Origin of the sequence: Acinetobacter sp. HZNU-JH01 (assembly GCF_037996845.1) — a bacterium.
Lineage (GTDB): Bacteria > Pseudomonadota > Gammaproteobacteria > Pseudomonadales > Moraxellaceae > Acinetobacter > Acinetobacter haemolyticus.
In genome coordinates this window covers 1,204,176-1,222,341 of the sequence record NZ_JBBMZX010000001.1, presented here as the reverse complement: position 1 = coordinate 1,222,341, position 18,166 = coordinate 1,204,176, and the positions used below count along the sequence as shown (strand labels likewise).

Annotated in this window: 12 protein-coding genes and 2 pseudogenes; 5 read left to right on the top strand and 9 right to left on the bottom strand. The window is 40.7% G+C overall.

The features are described 5' to 3' along the window. Positions 1–75: 75 nt before the first annotated feature. Both AAC851_RS05790 and AAC851_RS05785 read left to right on the top strand, forming a co-directional pair. Positions 76–1,680, top strand: a complete 1,605-nt coding sequence (locus AAC851_RS05790; RefSeq protein WP_100833296.1) for a GMC family oxidoreductase — start codon at positions 76–78, stop codon at positions 1,678–1,680. A gap of 341 nt (positions 1,681–2,021) precedes the next feature. After that, positions 2,022–3,197, top strand: a complete 1,176-nt coding sequence (locus tag AAC851_RS05785) for a zinc-binding dehydrogenase (protein ID WP_340600645.1) — start codon at positions 2,022–2,024, stop codon at positions 3,195–3,197. Positions 3,198–3,245: 48 nt separating this feature from the next. Here AAC851_RS05785 and AAC851_RS05780 read toward each other — a convergent pair whose 3' ends face one another. The 4 genes from AAC851_RS05780 to betI all read right to left on the bottom strand — a co-directional run bounded on the left by AAC851_RS05780 (position 3,246) and on the right by betI (position 7,964). Beyond that, the gene (locus AAC851_RS05780) at positions 3,246–4,037 is read right to left on the bottom strand and encodes a TorF family putative porin (RefSeq protein ID WP_075316098.1); all 792 of its coding nucleotides are present in this window, start codon (positions 4,035–4,037) and stop codon (positions 3,246–3,248) included. A 63-nt stretch (positions 4,038–4,100) separates the two neighbouring features. Next, complete coding sequence (betA, locus tag AAC851_RS05775; RefSeq protein WP_075316097.1) at positions 4,101–5,795, bottom strand: choline dehydrogenase; 1,695 nt, start codon at positions 5,793–5,795, stop codon at positions 4,101–4,103. A gap of 80 nt (positions 5,796–5,875) precedes the next feature. Continuing rightward, positions 5,876–7,345 carry a betaine-aldehyde dehydrogenase gene (gene betB, locus AAC851_RS05770; RefSeq protein ID WP_075316096.1) on the bottom strand — a complete coding sequence of 490 codons (1,470 nt, stop codon included), beginning with the start codon at positions 7,343–7,345 and terminating at the stop codon, positions 5,876–5,878. Continuing rightward, positions 7,338–7,964 (bottom strand): transcriptional regulator BetI, encoded by a 627-nt coding sequence (gene betI, locus AAC851_RS05765; protein ID WP_007480908.1) that lies wholly within the window; start codon positions 7,962–7,964, stop codon positions 7,338–7,340. The genes betB and betI overlap by 8 nt, the downstream gene beginning before the upstream one ends. A 419-nt stretch (positions 7,965–8,383) precedes the next feature. Here betI and AAC851_RS05760 point away from each other — a divergent pair, with 419 nt between their 5' ends. Then, positions 8,384–10,444 (top strand): choline transporter, encoded by a 2,061-nt coding sequence (locus AAC851_RS05760; RefSeq protein ID WP_075316095.1) that lies wholly within the window; start codon positions 8,384–8,386, stop codon positions 10,442–10,444. Between the two features lie 45 nt (positions 10,445–10,489). Here AAC851_RS05760 and AAC851_RS05755 read toward each other — a convergent pair whose 3' ends face one another. Both AAC851_RS05755 and AAC851_RS05750 read right to left on the bottom strand, forming a co-directional pair. Continuing rightward, entirely contained in the window at positions 10,490–10,945 is a 456-nt protein-coding gene (locus AAC851_RS05755) for a hypothetical protein (protein WP_161401422.1), read from the bottom strand. 27 nt (positions 10,946–10,972) lie between these two features. Continuing rightward, positions 10,973–11,710 (bottom strand): annotated as a pseudogene (locus AAC851_RS05750) (MFS transporter); the annotation flags it as partial. A 56-nt stretch (positions 11,711–11,766) separates the two neighbouring features. Here AAC851_RS05750 and AAC851_RS05745 point away from each other — a divergent pair. Continuing rightward, positions 11,767–13,145 (top strand): IS3 family transposase gene (locus AAC851_RS05745; protein ID WP_340600307.1). Its coding sequence is split into 2 segments (ribosomal slippage): positions 11,767–12,294 and positions 12,297–13,145, totalling 1,377 coding nucleotides; the frame shifts between segments, so codons are not numbered across the junction. A 30-nt stretch (positions 13,146–13,175) separates the two neighbouring features. Here the strand turns inward: AAC851_RS05745 and AAC851_RS05740 are convergent. Beyond that, positions 13,176–13,691 (bottom strand): annotated as a pseudogene (locus AAC851_RS05740) (MFS transporter); the annotation flags it as partial. 82 nt (positions 13,692–13,773) lie between these two features. Further along, the gene (gene mqo, locus AAC851_RS05735) at positions 13,774–15,414 is read right to left on the bottom strand and encodes a malate dehydrogenase (quinone) (protein ID WP_161401418.1); all 1,641 of its coding nucleotides are present in this window, start codon (positions 15,412–15,414) and stop codon (positions 13,774–13,776) included. Positions 15,415–16,132: 718 nt separating this feature from the next. Here mqo and hppD point away from each other — a divergent pair. Continuing rightward, entirely contained in the window at positions 16,133–17,188 is a 1,056-nt protein-coding gene (gene hppD / locus AAC851_RS05730; RefSeq protein ID WP_075316091.1) for a 4-hydroxyphenylpyruvate dioxygenase, read from the top strand. 73 nt (positions 17,189–17,261) lie between these two features. Here the strand turns inward: hppD and AAC851_RS05725 are convergent, their stop codons facing one another. Next, the gene (locus tag AAC851_RS05725; RefSeq protein WP_100833306.1) at positions 17,262–18,041 is read right to left on the bottom strand and encodes an IclR family transcriptional regulator; all 780 of its coding nucleotides are present in this window, start codon (positions 18,039–18,041) and stop codon (positions 17,262–17,264) included. Between the last annotated feature and the right edge of the window lie 125 nt (positions 18,042–18,166).

Genomic DNA, 18,166 nt, shown 5'->3' with positions numbered 1-18,166 from the left:
AACGACAACAGTATTTAAATGCCATCTTTGGCATAATGCATGCACTTTTTAAAAAGAAAAAATAGAGTATTAGAGATGACACAAACAGCTTTTGATTTTGTAATTATTGGTGGTGGTTCAGCGGGTTGTGTACTGGCTGGTCGATTATCTGAAAATCTAAATATTTCTGTATGTTTATTAGAAGCAGGTGGTGATGGAAATAGCTGGCTGGTCAATACACCTGCGGCAGCGGTCATCAGTATTCCAACGAAATTGAATAATTGGGCTTTAGAGACGATTCCACAAAAAGGTTTAAATGGGCGTAAAGGTTACCAACCTCGTGGAAAGTGTTTAGGGGGTAGCTCGGCTATTAATGCAATGGTCTATATTCGTGGACATCGGGATGATTATGATCACTGGGCTGCTTTAGGGAATACGGGTTGGTCGTACGATGAGGTGCTACCGTATTTTAAAAAGTCAGAACATAACGAAAGAATTAAGAATGAGTATCATGGACAGCATGGTCCGTTAAATGTAAGTGAATTACGTTCAGATAATCCTTATCAAAAAATCTTTATTGAAGCAGCTAAACAAGTGGGCTATCCACTGAATGATGACTTTAACGGGGCAGAGCAAGAAGGTCTGGGTGTTTATCAAGTCACGCAAAAAAATGGTGAACGTTGGAGCGCGGCGAAAGGTTATTTATTTCCTTATTTAGGTAAGCGTCCAAATCTGCATGTGATTACACAAGCCATGGTGTCACGGATTGTGATCGAAAATGGCCGCGCTGTAGGTGTGGAGTTTAAACATAAAGGTCAAACGATTGTTATCGATGCGAATAAAGAAGTTTTACTGTCTGCTGGTGCTTTCAAATCACCTCAAGTATTGATGCTTTCTGGTATTGGACCCCGTCAAGAATTAGAGAAACACGGCATTCCTGTCATTAAAGATTTAGCAGGTGTGGGTGAAAACCTGCATGACCATCCAGACTTTATTTTTGCTTATAAAGCTAAACTCATGGACGGAACTTTTGGTATGTCGATGGGCGGAAGTCTGGATTTGCTTAAACAGATTGGGCGTTATCGTAAAGAGCGCCGTGGTCTGATCACGACCAATTATGCTGAATGTGGTGGTTTCTTAAAAACTCGTCCTGAATTGGATAAGCCTAATTTACAGTTGCACTTTGTGATTGCTGTGGTGGATAACCATGCCAGAACGATGCATACAGGACATGGTATTTCATGCCATGTGTGTTTGCTCAATCCACGTGCACGTGGTTCGGTCAAATTGAGTGGTAAAAATGTAGATGATCCGCTATTAATTGATTTTAAATTCCTTGAAGATGAGCAAGACCTTCAAGATATGGTGGATGGATTTAAAGTCACGCAGAAGTTGATGCAAGCACCTGCTTTGAGTGAAAAGATCAAAGAAGATATGTTTACTGCCAATGTGCAATCTGATGATCATATTCGAGAGATTTTGCGTCAGCGAGTCGATACGGTATATCACCCAGTGGGCAGCTGCAAAATGGGTGTAGATGAGATGGCTGTGGTTGATCCAGAGCTTAAAGTCTATGGTATAGAAGGACTTCGAGTCATTGATGCGTCGATTATGCCAACAGTAGTGAATGGTAATACCAATGCACCTGCGATTATGATTGCTGAAAAAGCTGTTGATATGATCCGTGAAACTTGGAAGTAAGTTATATGGAGCTAAGGTTTTGCCTTAGCTCTTTTTTAATCATGCAGCACAAAATTACGATTGATGTGGCTTTAACACAAAAGTACGTTTAGGCTTTAAAATATAAATATTCTTATTTTGATCTAATAACCATACCGATTCATTTTATTTGTTTATTATTTGCTCGGTGAGTTGAGCTGCTGAGCAAGAGCTGACCTCATTTGATAAAGATATTGATATTTGGGTCATGGATTCTGACAATACAGTTTGTCAAAATTAGGATGAAATATGTTAGTCAGGTGATTTCAATCGAAAAAATTGAAGGGCTAACAAATGCAATAAAACAATAAGGAAAGCATCCTATGAAATCGCTAGTTTGCCATAACACTGAGCTGAAGTTGGAAGATAGCCTTCAATTAGTTCCAGCTAAAGGACAAGTATTACTTGAGGTAGTACGTTGTGGAATTTGTGGCTCGGATTTACATATGCAACATCACTGTGATCATATGCATGATTTGGCAGCACGAGTCGGTTTTAATGGGGTAGCAAAATCCTCTGATAAACTTGTTTTCGGTCATGAGTTCTGTGGCAAAGTCTTAGATTATGGTCCAAAAACCCGTCGCAAATTAAAAGCCGATACTCTGGTTTGTGCAATGCCACTATTAAATGTTGACCCTCAAGGTTATGTGCCAACTGGACTTTCACCAACTGCATCAGGTGGTTATGCAGAACAAGTTTTAGTTCAATCCAGCCTAATGTTTGAAGTTCCTAATGGCTTGGATGCCGATCGTGCTGCATTGACAGAACCTATGGCCGTTGCTTTACATGCAGTTCGTCGCAGCAGAATTAAGAAAAATGAGCCTGCAATCGTGGTGGGGTGTGGTCCTGTTGGTTTGGGCGTGATTATTATGCTCAAAGCGATGGGGGTAAAAACTGTCGTTGCCAGCGATTTTTCACCAAATCGTCGTCGGTTGGCTGAGCAGTGTGGTGCAGATGTATTGGTTGATCCTAAACAGCAATCTCCATTTAGTAATTGGAAAGGGCTGGGTTTGTTGGGGAATGTTTCTGAAGCGATTAATATGGGAATGGGGATTTTTGATAAAGTGCAGACCTTCTCATTGCCATGGGTCAATGCGATGCGAGTGGGTGACAAGCTCGGACTATTACCGAAGCGCCCCGTGATTTTTGAGTGTGTTGGTGTGGCAGGCATTATGCAGCAGATCTTGGAGGGTGCACCATTGTTCTCACGTATCGTGGGAGTAGGGGTTTGTATGCAGAGCGATAAGATCGAACCTGCATTGGCGATCAATAAAGAATTGGAAATCCAGTATGTATTGGGTTATACGCCACTTGAGTTTCGTGACACCTTACATATGATTGCGGAAGGTAAAATTGATGTTTCACCACTGATTACAGGTGTGGTGGGCTTGGAAGGGGTGAGCAATGCCTTTGAAGCCTTACGTGATCCAGAACAACATGCAAAAATTTTGATTGATCCGAAACGAGCAGGATCGGATATCCAATTGATTAAAGCCTAATTTAAAGGTAATAAAAAAGCTGCATTGAGCAGCTTTTTATTGGTTTAATTAAAAGCTCTTGGTAATGGAGAATGTTACTGTTGAATCAATTGGATTTGAAACTTTAGCATTTGGATTGCCATTACTATACTGTTGGTAAAAGCCCTCTTTATCCCATGCTTTGCTATAGATCAAGCTGCTGGATAGGTTATAAGGCAGTTCCTTATTAATTGCGAAGCTTGCATCCTGAAAGCTTGCGGCCGAAAAGTTTTTAATACGTTGGTTACCATAATGTGCATCTGCAGACCAACCTTGCCCCAATGGTTGATGCCAATTGACATCTAGGTAGCCTGATCCACGAGAATGCTTGTTATCACCTATAGCGAGTGTATCCGAGTTATTGCCAAAATAGTCTTGGGTATAGGTCACAGCATATTTGACTGTGAGCGGCCCATAACTAATTTCTGGAATAATTTCTCCATAGTCAAAACTGGTATGACCTGTTTCAGCTGTGGTTTTTGCACCAGGATAGAAATAATAGGCTGCTGTTATACCTAGAGACAAATCACCAATACTGTGGCTATAGCCAGTATAAACATCCCATTCGATCGAAGCGTCGCGAATAAAATCATCACTGACATTTGAAGCCCATGTCCCAGCAAAAAAGCCATTTGGATGATTATAATCTACACCGCCTTGTAATGCGGGTTTGCCCCAAGTTTGTTGGAAACCGCGTGATACATACTGGCTTGCGAGTGTGAGATTGGCACTGAATGGAGATGCTGTTTCAGTAGTTGCTTCTGTTGCATGCGCCGTATGAATCAAAGCGATGAAAGGAAGTGTAAATAAAATTCTTTTCATTTGAATTTTCCTAATGGTTGGCAGCACCTTAAAACTTAAGGTGCTGAACATAACTGGACTAGGTTATGCAAATGGACGTAAAGGTGTTTGACGAGCAGGACTTGATCCTGCTTTGTAATAAGGTGCTTGTGAACGTGGTAATTTTTTTCCACGAATTTGATCAGCAATTTTTTCTGCCATCATAATGGTGGTGGCATTTAAATTACCTGTAATGATCAGTGGCATGATGGATGCATCGACCACACGTAAACCTTGTATACCATGGACGCGACCTTGACCATCTACTACTGCCATATCATCTTCACCCATCTTACAACTACATGATGGGTGGAATGCAGTTTCGGCATGATTACGTACAAACTCATCCAATTCCGCATCGGTCTGAATGTGTTTACCTGGGCTAATTTCTTCACCACGATATGGATCTAGTGCAGGCTGAGCCATGATTTCACGAGTAATGCGGATCGCATCACGGAATTCTCGCCAGTCCTGTTCGGTTGACATGTAGTTGAATAGGATACTTGGATGCTCAAATGGGTCTTTTGATTTGAGTTTGACTCGACCGCGAGAAGGTGAGCGCATTGAGCCGACATGGGCTTGAAAACCATGTTCTTTTACTGCATTACTGCCATTGTAGTTAATCGCCACTGGCAAGAAATGATATTGAATATTTGGCCAGTCGAATTCTTCCGAACTGCGGATAAAACCGCCTGCTTCAAATTGGTTACTTGCACCAATACCTTTGCCCAAAAATAACCATTCAGCACCAATTGCAGGTTGGTTATACCATTGCAGAGCCGGGTAGAGTGACACAGGTTTTTTACATTGGTATTGCAAATACATTTCCAAATGGTCTTGCAGGTTTTCACCCACGCCAGGCAGGTCATGCACCACATCAATATCCATTGATTTTAAGAAGGTGCTTTCACCGATACCTGAGCGTTGTAAGATTTGTGGTGATGCAATTGCACCTGCACAGAGTAATACTTCACGTTTGGCATGTGCTTGTTTCATATTGGCTTGATCAGTACCAATGATGTACTCAACACCCACCGCTTGTTTATTGTTAAACAAGATTTTATTGGTCATTGCATGGGTTACGATGGTGAGATTTGGACGACCTTTTGCCATATCCAAGTAACCACGAGCGGTACTTGAACGACGACCTTGCGGTGTCACAGTACGATCCATCGGACCAAAGCCTTCCTGCTGATAACCATTTAAATCATCAGTACGCGGATAACCTGCTTGTACGCCAGCTTCAATCATGGCGTGAAACAGTTCATTATTGCCTTGTTTTGGGGTAGTGACTGAAACGGGGCCATCACCACCATGATAGTCATTCTCCCCAATATCGCGGGTTTCAGCTTTTTTGTAATACGGTAAGCAGTCTGCGTAGGTCCAATCCTCAAGACCTTTCATGTTTGCCCATTGTTCTAGATCCATCGCATTACCACGGATATAACACATGCCGTTGATCAGAGATGAGCCGCCAAGTCCTTTGCCGCGACCGCACTCCATACGACGATTGTTCATATGTGGCTCAGGATCAGTTTCATAAGCCCAATTATAACGGCGACCTTGGAGGGGAAAGGCCAATGCGGCTGGCATTTGTGTACGAAAATCTAAACGATAATCTGGACCGCCTGCTTCTAATAATAATACTGAGATATCTGCATCTTCAGTTAAACGTGCGGCAAGGACATTACCTGCTGAACCTGCACCAATAATAATATAATCGTATTCTTGCTTATTCATAATTAGCCTTTATTTGTTTGTATGATCAACTGAAAGCATGGTGTTTCAGTTGATCAACTGAAGATAAAGCGCGATGCTTTTTAGAAAATGCTTTGGTAATCACCAAGCTCAACTTGAATGGATTTAATGCGGGTGTAATGCCCTAAAGTGGTGAGACCATTTTCACGACCAACACCAGACTGCTTATAGCCACCTACTGGCATTTCAGCAGGAGATTCACCCCACGTATTGATCCAGCAGATCCCAGCTTCGATTTGATGAATAATACGGTGCGCTCGACTAATATCTTGCGTGACGACACCCGCAGCGAGACCAAAGTTAGTATTATTGGCACGGCGAATCACTTCTTCCTCAGTTTGATAACTGAGGATACTCATGACAGGTCCAAAGATTTCGTCTTGAACAATACGCATATCATCGGTGCAATCACTAAAAACAGTAGGTAGCACATAAGCGCCTTGGGCAAATTGTCCCGTTGCACGCTCACCGCCTATCAACAATTTAGCGCCCTGTTGTTTGCCTGCATTGATATAGGAAAGCACTTTGTCCATGTGTGGGAAGCTTGCTAGTGGACCGAAATTTGTTTCAGCATCCATCGGGTCACCGAGGCGGATACGCTGTACACGTTCTACAATCGCTGCTTCGAATTCGGCTAAACGTGATTTTGGAACAAAAACGCGCGTGCCATTGGTACAAACTTGGCCTGAGCTAAAGAAATTAGCCATGATTGCAATATCTGCGGCACGGTTAAGATCGGCATCTTCACAAATAATCAGGGGTGATTTACCACCGAGTTCCATCGTGACTTCTTTAAGTGTAGAACCTGCGGCACTGGCCATTACTTTTTTGCCTGTTTCAACACCACCCGTGAAAGAGATTTTTTCGATTACAGGGTGTTCAGTGAGCCATTGTCCGATGTCACGACCTGCACCTTGTACGACATTAAATACGCCGTCTGGAAGTCCTGCTTCGGTATAGATTTCAGCAAGTTTAAATGCAGTCAATGGAGTGGTTTCGCTTGGTTTGAAAATCATCGCATTTCCCGCGGCAAGGGCAGGAGCAGATTTCCATAAAGCGATTTGAATTGGATAGTTCCAAGCGCCGATCCCAGCAACCACACCGAGTGGTTCACGGCGTGTATAAAAGAAACTTGATTCACGCAAAGGAACTTGTTCACCTTGAATTGCCGTTGCAAGACCTGCGTAATATTCAAGTACATCAGCACCCGTGACAATATCAACAGTTGATGTTTCGCTATAGGCTTTACCAGTATCAAGCGTTTCAAGCTTCGCCAGTTCGTCATTACGTTCACGAAGAATATCAACAGCACGGCGTAAAATACGAGAACGTTCCATCGCAGTCATCGCTGCCCAAACTTTTTGTCCTTGTTGGGCGCTTTGAACAGCGGTTTCAATATCTTGTTGCGAGGCTTGTTGAATTGTGGCAATGACTTTGCCATTGGCAGGGTTGATGCTGTCAAAGCTCACACCACTGGTGGCATTGACGTATTGACCATGGATATACAATGGATGAATCTGCACATCATTCATTTTGTCTCTCCTGTAATTTTGGTTTTGCAAGTTCAAGTTGCGTATCTAAATAATCATATGCAATGCTTCGCGCAGCCTGACGATCAAATCCGTCATCTTCAATTAGACCACCACGTAACCATAATCCATCAATCAGTGCAGCAAGACCGCTTGCCGCAATATTTGCTCTGTCTTCTGGCATCAATTGCAAGAATTGGTGCTTTAGATTTGAATACAAACGTCGATCATTAATCCGTTGTAAACGAGCAAGTTCTGGAATATGCATACTGGCAGACCAAAAATCTAACCAAACGCGCATTGCGATTTTGTTGACCTGACTAATGTCAAAGTTTGAGTCAATAATTGCCTTAATCTGGTTTTCTGGCTGTGAATCTATTGTGGCAGCCTTGTATTGCAGAGAAATTAGATGCAAGCGCTTCAGCATTTCTCTCATACAGTTGTTGATCAAGCCCTGTTTATCACCAAAATAGTGACTTACGATACCTGTCGAAACTTGGGCTTTTTTGGCAATTTGAGCGATGGTGGTTTGCGACAAACCGACCTCATAAATCACTTCAAATGCAGCGTTTACGATTTCTTCACGCCGCTCATGCTCTGGTTTAACTCTGCGTTTAGTCATGTGTATATGCCATAAATGCCTATAAAAATTAAGGCGTTATATAAAACACTGGATGCACAAAAATTATAACACAATATAATGATACTTTTTATTGATTGAACGTTCAATCAATAAAAAGTATCATATTTGCAACAGGGTCGTTTTACACAACTCTTAAAGGTATCATCGGAGATACCTGTTAAGGTGTCAGAATTGTAGGTTTAATTGATTGAATTTTGTGTTCGGATCAATGGTCTGATCATCAAAGGGAAATCATTTTTTACAATACTGTTGATTACAAAAATACAGCTTCACTCGCGATAGGTTATTCACCAAATGACTGTTCGCTGCTGTGCCTTCTCGTTGTTTTCGTCAATAAATCGTGGTTGAGTTATTGAGAAAAACAACATTTTTATAATTTAATTTTACTTGAGGATTGTATGGTAACAGATAATCCAAGAGCAGTTGATGATTCATCTATTCAAACAAAAGATCAGTTAAATCGTGTGGTCTTTTATGTTTCAGCGCTCATTATTTTAATATTTTCACTCACTACGATTTTATTCAATGACTTCGCCAATCACATGTTGAATGTGGTGCTCGCTTGGGTCAGTGATAAGTTTAGTTGGTACTATTTATTAGCCGCTACGCTTTACTTAATCTTTGTCGTCTTTATCGCTTGCTCTCGTTATGGCGATATCAAATTAGGTCCAAAACATTCCAAACCTGAATTTAGTTTACTGAGTTGGTCGGCGATGCTATTCGCCGCAGGGATTGGTACAGATTTAATGTTCTTCTCGGTGGCTGAGCCACTGTCGCATTATATGAATCCACCTGTGGGTGAGGGGCAAACCTATGAAGCTGCTCGTCAAGGCATGGTGTGGACATTATTTCACTATGGCTTAACGGGTTGGGGGATGTATGCCTTAGTCGGAATGGCTTTAGGTTATTTCAGTTATCGTTACAATCTGCCGTTGACCATTCGTTCAGCGTTGTACCCTATTTTCGGCAACAAAATTGACGGCCCGATTGGGCATAGTGTCGATACTGCAGCCGTTATTGGTACCATTTTTGGTATTGCGACCACCTGTGGTATCGCCGTTGTTCAGATCAATTATGGTCTGCATGTTTTATTTGGCTGGCCAGAAGGTTTATGGATTCAATCCAGTTTGATCTTGGTTGCGGTGATTGTCACCATTATTTCAGTGACAGCAGGGGTGAATAAGGGAATTAAAGTCCTATCTGAGATCAATATTTATGCCGCCATTGGTTTGATGCTATTTGTGTTGTTCTTGGGGAATACTGAGTTTCTACTCAATGCGCTGGTACAAAACTTTGGTGACTACATTAGCCGTTTTCCAAGCTTGGCTTTAGATAGCTTTGCATTTGAACAACCAAAAGAATGGATGAATAGTTGGACTTTGTTCTTTTGGGCATGGTGGGTGGCTTGGTCGCCATTTGTAGGGCTGTTCTTGGCGCGTATTTCACGTGGTCGTACTATTCGTGAGTTTGTCTGCGGTACTTTAATTATCCCGTTACTCTTTACCATTACGTGGTTATCTATCTTTGGGAATAGCGCTTTATACAATGTTATTTTTGATGGTAATAACGATTTGGCGCAAACGGTGTTAACCGATCCTGCACATGGTTTCTATGATTTGTTGGCTCAATATCCCGGCTTTGCCTTTATTGCGGGAATCGCTACGATTACAGGACTATTATTCTATGTGACTTCTGCCGATTCAGGCGCTTTAGTACTGGGTAACTTCACCACCAAGTTTTCAAATGTAGACAATGATGCACCGCGCTGGTTACGTGTGTTTTGGGCAATTGCGATTGGATTGTTGACGATTGCCATGTTGATGGCAAATGGAATCACGGCCTTACAAAGTGCCACGGTGATTATGGGGCTGCCATTCAGTTTTGTGATGCTATTGGTAATGGCTGGATTGTATAAATCTTTACGTTTAGAGGATTATCGCAAAGCCAGTCGCAGTTTAAATGCTGCTCCTGTGGTGGGGAATGTCGATATTCTGAATTGGAAACAGCGACTATCGCGTGTGATGCATCATCCCGGTAGCCATGAAACGCAACGTATGCTGGACAGTGTATGTAAACCTGCGGTACAGACGGTTGCGGATGAGTTAATGAAACGCGGAATGAATGTTGAAGTTACTCAGACCGAAATCGAAGATAGCGATACGCTTTACCATCTAGATTTGACGATTTATATCGAAGAAGAGCATAACTTTGTTTATCAGATCTGGCCAGTACGTTATATCGCCCCAACATTTAGTGAGCGTGGAAAACGTGGCAAGCAGCATTATTATCGTTTAGAGACTTTCTTGTATGAAGGTTCTCAGGATAATGATTTGGTTGGTTATACCAAAGAGCAAGTGATTAATGACATTCTGGATAAGTATGAGCGTCATATGACGTTCCTACATATCAATCGAATTAGTCCCGGAAATCGTCCGTTGTATCCTGATTCACAAGACTAATTTTATAAAACCCTGCTGTAATCAGCGGGGTTTTTTATCATTCTTTTAAAGAGCGCCGTATTGCTGCCAAGTTTCACCTGTTTCATGAGGTGCATATTTTTCTTTTAATTCATGTAAAGATTGAGTTTGGTAGAGTGCAAAGACAATCATAATCAAGAATAATCCACCGAGTTTGATTAGTTTTTTATAACGATATGGACCAGAGTAGAGGTAGAAAATGCAGTAAAAAGCGAGCATGAGATAAGTGCAGAACAATGAGTGCAGCGCTAAATAAATGAGGAGCAAAGTTGTTAATAATAAAATGATACGATTTTTTAAAGTGCTAGGGTGAATACTGAAGATATATAAAAATAGGAAGCCAGTTGACGTCCAAAACAGATAGCTAGGCCCACCAATAATGACGATATAGCTCGATTGCAGGCACAGTAAAATGAGCCACACAAAAATGGAAAAATTAATAAATTTAGAAGAGCCAGATGACGCAGGCAATGAGTCTTTCATATGGATTAGCGTTTAAAATCAAAGTCGTTAAGGGCTAAAACGAAAATTCAGTAAATCTTTAGTTTTGAGCTTGGTAAAAACAACGCAGACAAATGCCAGTGACCCTCCGATATACATCGCGGGAATTACGCTAACAAAACGTGTCACTACACTGGATTGTAATGCACCAAGTTCATTGCTTGAGCTAACAAAGATGCCATTCATCGCAGCAACACGTCCTAGCATATTTTTCGGCGGGGTGAGTTGCAGTATCGTCTGGCGAATTACAATGTTAACACTGTCACAAGCACCCATAATAATGAGAACGAACATAGAAAAATAGAGTTGTCTGGTAACTGCAAAAATTAAAGTGCAGCACGCAAATCCGGTAACCGCAATGAGCATGATTCGCCAAGGTTGTGATCGTGGTGGAAAGCGAACCAAAATCACCATCATCATTAGTCCACCAATTGCGGGTGCTGCGCGCAGTAGTCCATAACCATCAGCACCGACGTGTAAAACATCCTGAGCAAAAATGGGTAATAAGGCGATTATGCCACCAAAAAATACAGAGCTAAGATCAAGAAACATTGCCCAAAAAATTATTTTAGTTTTAAAAATAAATCGTATTGCTTCTTTTAAACTATTTGAAATCGATTCGGGATGTAAAGCTGGAAATTGTCGGGTTTGCAAGCACCATAACGCAAGACTTCCTAGCGCAAACAGAACAATGATGACAGCAAAACTCAGATCTAAATTTAGGTGGGCCAGTAGAAAACCTCCGATGTGAACTGCACCCCGAAAGTTGGACACTTTTAGTCTAATTTGAAGGGTGCTTTTCTATGGCTAAATATTCTCAAGAATTTAAACTTGAGGTTGTCCAGTACTACTTATCCGGTTTTGGAAAGGCTGCTACAGGTCAAAAATTTAGTGTTGACCATATGGATGTTCAGAAATGGGTTACAGCTTTTGAACAATATGGTATTTCAGGTTTAAGTGTAAAAACCACTAAATCCCACTATTCTCAAGAATTTAAATTTCAAGTTGTACAAAGCCTTTTAAATGAAGGACTTTCAGCTAAAGAGGCTTCACAACGGTTTCATATCAGAGAAAAAGCAACCATTCTGCAATGGTTAAATCTATATCATGAATATGGTATAGATGGCTTAAAAGCCAAACCTAAAGGACGAGCCAAACAGATGCCAAAGCCGCAAAGAACCAGAACTCAATATTCTCAAGCAGATCGCGATAAAACACAGGAACAGTTGCTTGAAGAACTTGCATATCTACGAGCTGAGGTTGCACTTTTAAAAAAGCGGAGAGCCTTAAGACTGGAACAAGAAGCAAAAGAAGCAGCCGAACAGCAGCGTTTGCAGAACTTATATCAGGATTAAGGCAAGATCATGAGCTAAAGCATTTATTGCATGCAGCTCAAATGGCCCGAAGCACCTATTTTTATCATGAACAGCAACGCAAACTTGAAGATAAATATAGTGATCTTAAACAACAAATAAAGGCGATTTATCATCAACATAAGGGACGATATGGTTATCGTAGGATTACGCTTGCCTTAAGGAATATGGGACGAATCATCAACCATAAATGTGTTCAACGGCTGATGCAGTCTATGCAGCTTAAATCACGTATCAGGGTGATGAAATATCGCTCTTACAAAGGGCAAGTGAGTAAGATTGTAGACAATGTATTACAACGTCAATTTAAAGCGGATCAACCAAATCTGAAGTGGGCTACGGATGTGACAGAATTTAATGTACGTGGTGAAAAATTGTATTTATCTCCAGTCATAGACTTATTCAATGGAGAAATCATTGCATTTCAAACCCAGCGCAGACCACATTATGCTCTAGTCAAAAACATGCTAGACACTGCGTTAGGTAAGCTCAAGCCCGATGACAAGCCTCTTTTACATTCAGACCAAGGTTGGCAATACCAAATGCGTCATTATCAGCAACAATTGAAACAGCATGGTTTAACACAAAGTATGTCACGTAAAGGAAACTGCTTGGATAATGCAGTGATGGAAAGCTTCTTTGGCATACTTAAATCTGAATGTTTCTATGGAGAGAAATTTAATTCAGTTGATGAACTAGAACAGACAGTGAAAGAATATATACACTATTATAACCATGAAAGAATCAAGGTTAAATTAAAAGGACTGAGTCCTGTACAGTACAGAACCCAGTCCTTAAAAGCGACTTAATCAAACCGTCCAACTTATTGGGGTCAGATCAATGACAGGCGCAATGATTCCACCTGCCTGCCAGCACATACTGGTCCACGTAGCAGCATTAGTATATAGATGCTCAGGTACGACAAATGGACGCAGTGAGTTGAAGCAAGGACTATAAATCCCTCGGATACAGCCGAATAAGAATAAAATACTGAAACTAAGAATTAACAAGTGTTTTGTTGGAATAAGTTGACTATGAAATAAATCAAAACAAAGCCATAAAGCAGCGGAGAGTGGAATCGTGAAGCTAAAACAGATTTGCAAAATACGCTGACGATTAAAGCGATCCGCAATATAACCGCCCCATAACGACAGCATTAAAAAGGGTAATAGATCCATGATGCCAATTAACCCGAGTATTAAAGGATTTTTGGTGATTTGATAGAGTTGAAAAGCAATCACGACTTCCTGAATCAGTACAGCAAAAGTTAAGCAGCATTGATTTAGTGTCAGTAAACTAAAGTCACGACAACGAAAAGCAGCAAAAGCCGAAGTAGGGGCAGGGCGAGATGACATCAGATCGGTTGAGATTTCAAAATCAAGATAAATAAAAAAGAGGAGTCGAAACTCCTCCCTTTAGCATGTGTTACAGCAGGACTTATTGCGCCACAGCGACAGCGTTACTTTGTTGCTTTGCAGGAACAAGTTGAGCTGGCGTTGTATAATTTAAGCCGAGTGTTGAGCTTGTATATTGGCGAATTTGATCGAGTAATACAGGGTCTGTAGCAAGGTCTTGACCATAAGAACGAACGATCTCATGCAACTTCCCATCCCATTCACCTTTAGTTTTTTCTGGGAATGCTTTTTCAAGCAAATTCAGCATGATGTAAGGTGATGTTGAAGCACCGGGAGAAGCGCCAAGTAAAGCAGTTACGGTTTTGTCTTCAGATGCAAAGATTTCTGTACCAAACTGCAACTTCGCTGGTTTACCAGGTTCCTTTTTAATGATCTGAACACGTTGACCACCTTGGCGTAAATGCCAGTCTTTTGGATCAGCTTCTGGGTAGTATTTTCTCAACTCATTGAAACGATCTTCATCAGACATCAATACTTGGCTAATCAAGTATTGAACAAGGTCTGCATTTTGTAAGCCAATTGCAGTCATTGGCAAGATGTTGTTTTTGTTGGTCGATGCTAATAAGTCGAGTTGAGAACCATATTTCAGGAACTTGTTCGAATAGGTCGCAAAAGGTCCAAACAATACATATTTTTTACCATCAATATAACGGGTATCAATATGTGGCACTGACATTGGAGGTGCGCCAAGATCCGCACGGCCATAGACTTTAGCAGTGTGCTTTTCAGTAATTGCAGGATTATCTGTCACAAGGAACTCACCGCCCACAGGGAAGCCAGCATATTGTTTTGCTTCAGGTAAGCCAGTCATTTGTAATAATTTAATCGCTGCACCACCTGCACCAATAAATACAAAGCGGGTTTTGACATGGCTAACTTCACCTGATTTCAGGTCTTTAAATGCGACAGACCATGTGTTGTCATCATTTTTACTGATACCTGTGACTTCAGTAGAGGTTCTCAGCTTGAAGTTTGGATTTTTTTCGAGGTGGTTGATCAATTGTGTTGTAATCGCACCATAGTTCACATCTGAACCTACATCCATACGTGTTGCTGCGATTTTTTGTTGTGGATCACGACCATCCATCACCAAAGGTGCCCATTGCTGTACTTCTGCTGGATCTTCAGTGATTTTCATGCCCGCAAACAACGGCTCTTGGATCATAGCTGCATAACGCTTTTCCATGAATTGCACATTATCACCCCAAACGAAGGCAATATGTGGTACTGGATTGATAAAGCTATTTGGTGTACCCAATACACCTTGTTTCACTTGATGCGCCCAGAATTGTTTTGCAATTTCGAATTGGCTTGCCACATTCACGGCTTTAGAAACGTCCATTTTACCGTCTTTTTCTTCGGTATAGTTCATTTCCATAAAGCCTGAGTGACCAGTACCCGCATTGTTGAAACCGTTTGAACTTTCTTGTGCAACCGCATCAAGACGTTCATACATGCGAACATTCCAGTCAGGTTGTAACTCATTTAGATAAGTACCCAATGTGGCACTCATAATACCGCCACCGATCAATACGACATCGACAACAGGTTCGTCACTTTTAGTTTTAATTGCCTTTGACGTAATCGGTCTAAAAAGAAAGGCAACTGCGATAACAATTAGCACAAGCAGTAGTGCTAATAAGTATTTCCAAAATTTTTTCATTCAATTTACCTTAAAAATTAAATGACGCTCTATATAAAAGCCATATATAGAGAGAAAAGATTTAAATGATGATGCATGCACTCAAGGAACATCGGGATAGGCGGGTGCCTAAATTGGGATTGGAGACAATTTTGTGAATTTTACTTTAATTTGAGTACTTTTTTATAGTTTTAATGTTTAAAAATGTACAAATCAAGTCTGATCTAGTGTTTGTTTGCTGCTTTATTGTTTCATTTACAGGTAATTAATAATTTTAGAAATAGTGAAGTCAGTCACTTTTTTATGTGTCCTTTTCTACAATTTTTTTGAAGTGATAGATTTTACCCTTTATCTCGACCGCAATGCGCCTTAGGATTTAAATATAGTGGATTTATACGGCAAAGCTAGCGTTAAAAGCAGGGCAAAACAACGGAGCTGAAGATCAGAAGAGTAAGAATTGAATTACATATAGTATAATTAAATTATGTATTGCATAAATTCATAGTTTCTTGTAGCATGAATTTATGTTGAGAGCCAATGATTACATTTGGCTGACTTATGGACGGAGGAAAAGGTTTCAACACGGATGCTTTTGACCTATTTATAAAAACATCGGAAACCTTTTCTAATCATGCTTACGGTTGTTGATGGCATTTAAATGACATGTTTTAAGCATTTAGATCAATCACAAGAAAACCGAGCGTGAAACGGATGAATTTATCTAAATAAGGGAAACTAGATGGACATTTTAGATAACCCATTAGAATTATGTGGATTTGCTTTTATTGAGTTTGTATCGACGGAAAATGGATTAGATCAAATTTTTGAGACCATTGGTTTTACCAAAGTCGCAAAGCATAAGTCTAAAAAAGTTTATTTATGGCGCCAAGGCAATATCAATATCATTTTGAATTACCAGCCTGAATCTTATGCTTCTTTCTTCTTTAAAGAACATGGGCCATCAGCGTGTGCGATGGGCTTTAGAACCCGTGATGCAGCAAAAGCATTTAAGAAAGCAGTTGAGCTTGGTGCTGAGCCAATGTACTCGCAAGCGGGTCCAATGGAGCTGAATATCCCTGCGATTAAAGGCATTGGTGGCATGCCAATCTTCCTTGTGGATCGTGACATTTATGAAAATGATTTCATCTTCTTCGATGATGTCGAGAAGAATCCAAAAGGCGCTGGCTTAAATGAGATCGATCATTTGACTCACAATGTTTATAAAGGTCGTATGGAATATTGGGCGAATTTCTATGAGAAGATTTTCAACTTCCAAGAAATTCGTTACTTTGACATCAAAGGTGAATATACGGGCTTAACCTCTAAAGCATTGACGGCTCCAGATGGCATGATCCGTATTCCTTTAAATGAAGATTCAGACAAGGGTAACGGTCAGATCGCAGAATTCCTGTCTGATTTCAATGGTGAAGGTATTCAGCATATTGCCTTTATTACTGATGACTTGATTTCAACTTGGGATAAGTTAAAAGGCTTAGGGCTTGAGTTTATGACGCCACCGCCTGAAACTTATTACGAGATGTTGAAAGAGCGTCTGCCAGAGCATGGTGAGCCAACCGAAGAACTGCAAAAGCGTGGTATTTTGTTGGATGGAAATACCAAAGATGGTCAGAAGAAATTGTTATTACAAATCTTCTCTCAAAATATGCTCGGACCTGTATTCTTTGAGTTTATTCAACGTAAAGACGATGATGGTTTTGGTGAAGGTAATTTCAAAGCACTATTTGAATCGATTGAGCGTGATCAAATTCGCCGTGGTGTGTTAGAAGCCAAATAATTCGTTTAAAGATCCAAAGCAAAAAGCCAAGAAATCAATTTCTTGGCTTTTTTTATGGGGGAAACGATTTGAATTAACGTGTCTTGATATATTGATTGATTGCTGCCACTTCTCGTTTGAAAAGTTCGAGCTTTTCACTGCCTTCATGGACTGGGAAAAACATTTCACTATCCAATGCAACAATACAAAACTCCATCGCTTGATGCGCATTGAAGATCGGTAGTCCAACTGCATTGATCCCAACCAGTAAGTCACCTTGGGCGATTGCCATCCCGTGATCTAAGATATTTTCTTTTAGTTTTTGGAACTCATCCCAGTTCGCAGGTTTGATTGGGTAGTGATGATGTGCAGCTCGTTCCCATTCAGCATGTATCAATGGCTGAATCACAGCTTCAGGTAGGTAAGAGGCAAAAATACGACCAGCAGCAGAGTTCACCAATGGCATGATCGAGCCGACTTTGGTTACGATCGAAATTGGATGATTGGACTCAATCGACTGAACCACCAAAGGACCTTTCGGTGACCATTTGCTGATTTGAATACCGCAACCAATTTTGCTTTGCAGTTCATAAATTAAATGTTGCACCAGCTGGAGTACATCGGTGTGTTGGATGCAATTCAGACCTAATCGCCACGCTTGATCACCGAGTGCATATTGACCATCATCAAGCTGTTTGGCGTAATTCATACGAATCAAGCTGACTAAATAGCGGTGAACCTTAGCAGGATGCATATCTAGTTTACTGGAGAGTTCTTTCAATATAATTGGCTTATTGTGTTCTAAAAGGGCATTGAGTACAGATAAACCCACCTCTAGTGATTGAACTCCACCAGATAACTTTTCTTCAATCATTCAATAAACCCTTTATACACATGTTATCTAGCCGTATTCGTTTGATTTGAATAGATGGTTTCAATGTTCAACACATCATGCCTGAGCATGCTACAAAATAGAAATCACCTTTTTTAATGACTTAA

Bases quoted from the DNA above. Each gene is read 5' to 3' on its own strand.
- AAC851_RS05790 (WP_100833296.1), top strand. From the start codon at position 76: ATGACACAAACAGCTTTTGATTTTGTAATTATTGGTGGTGGTTCAGCG.
- AAC851_RS05785 (WP_340600645.1), top strand. From the start codon at position 2,022: ATGAAATCGCTAGTTTGCCATAACACTGAGCTGAAGTTGGAAGATAGC.
- AAC851_RS05780 (WP_075316098.1), bottom strand. From the start codon at position 4,037: ATGAAAAGAATTTTATTTACACTTCCTTTCATCGCTTTGATTCATACG.
- betA (WP_075316097.1), bottom strand. From the start codon at position 5,795: ATGAATAAGCAAGAATACGATTATATTATTATTGGTGCAGGTTCAGCA.
- betB (WP_075316096.1), bottom strand. From the start codon at position 7,345: ATGAATGATGTGCAGATTCATCCATTGTATATCCATGGTCAATACGTC.
- betI (WP_007480908.1), bottom strand. From the start codon at position 7,964: ATGACTAAACGCAGAGTTAAACCAGAGCATGAGCGGCGTGAAGAAATC.
- AAC851_RS05760 (WP_075316095.1), top strand. From the start codon at position 8,384: ATGGTAACAGATAATCCAAGAGCAGTTGATGATTCATCTATTCAAACA.
- AAC851_RS05755 (WP_161401422.1), bottom strand. From the start codon at position 10,945: ATGAAAGACTCATTGCCTGCGTCATCTGGCTCTTCTAAATTTATTAAT.
- mqo (WP_161401418.1), bottom strand. From the start codon at position 15,414: ATGAAAAAATTTTGGAAATACTTATTAGCACTACTGCTTGTGCTAATT.
- hppD (WP_075316091.1), top strand. From the start codon at position 16,133: ATGGACATTTTAGATAACCCATTAGAATTATGTGGATTTGCTTTTATT.
- AAC851_RS05725 (WP_100833306.1), bottom strand. From the start codon at position 18,041: ATGATTGAAGAAAAGTTATCTGGTGGAGTTCAATCACTAGAGGTGGGT.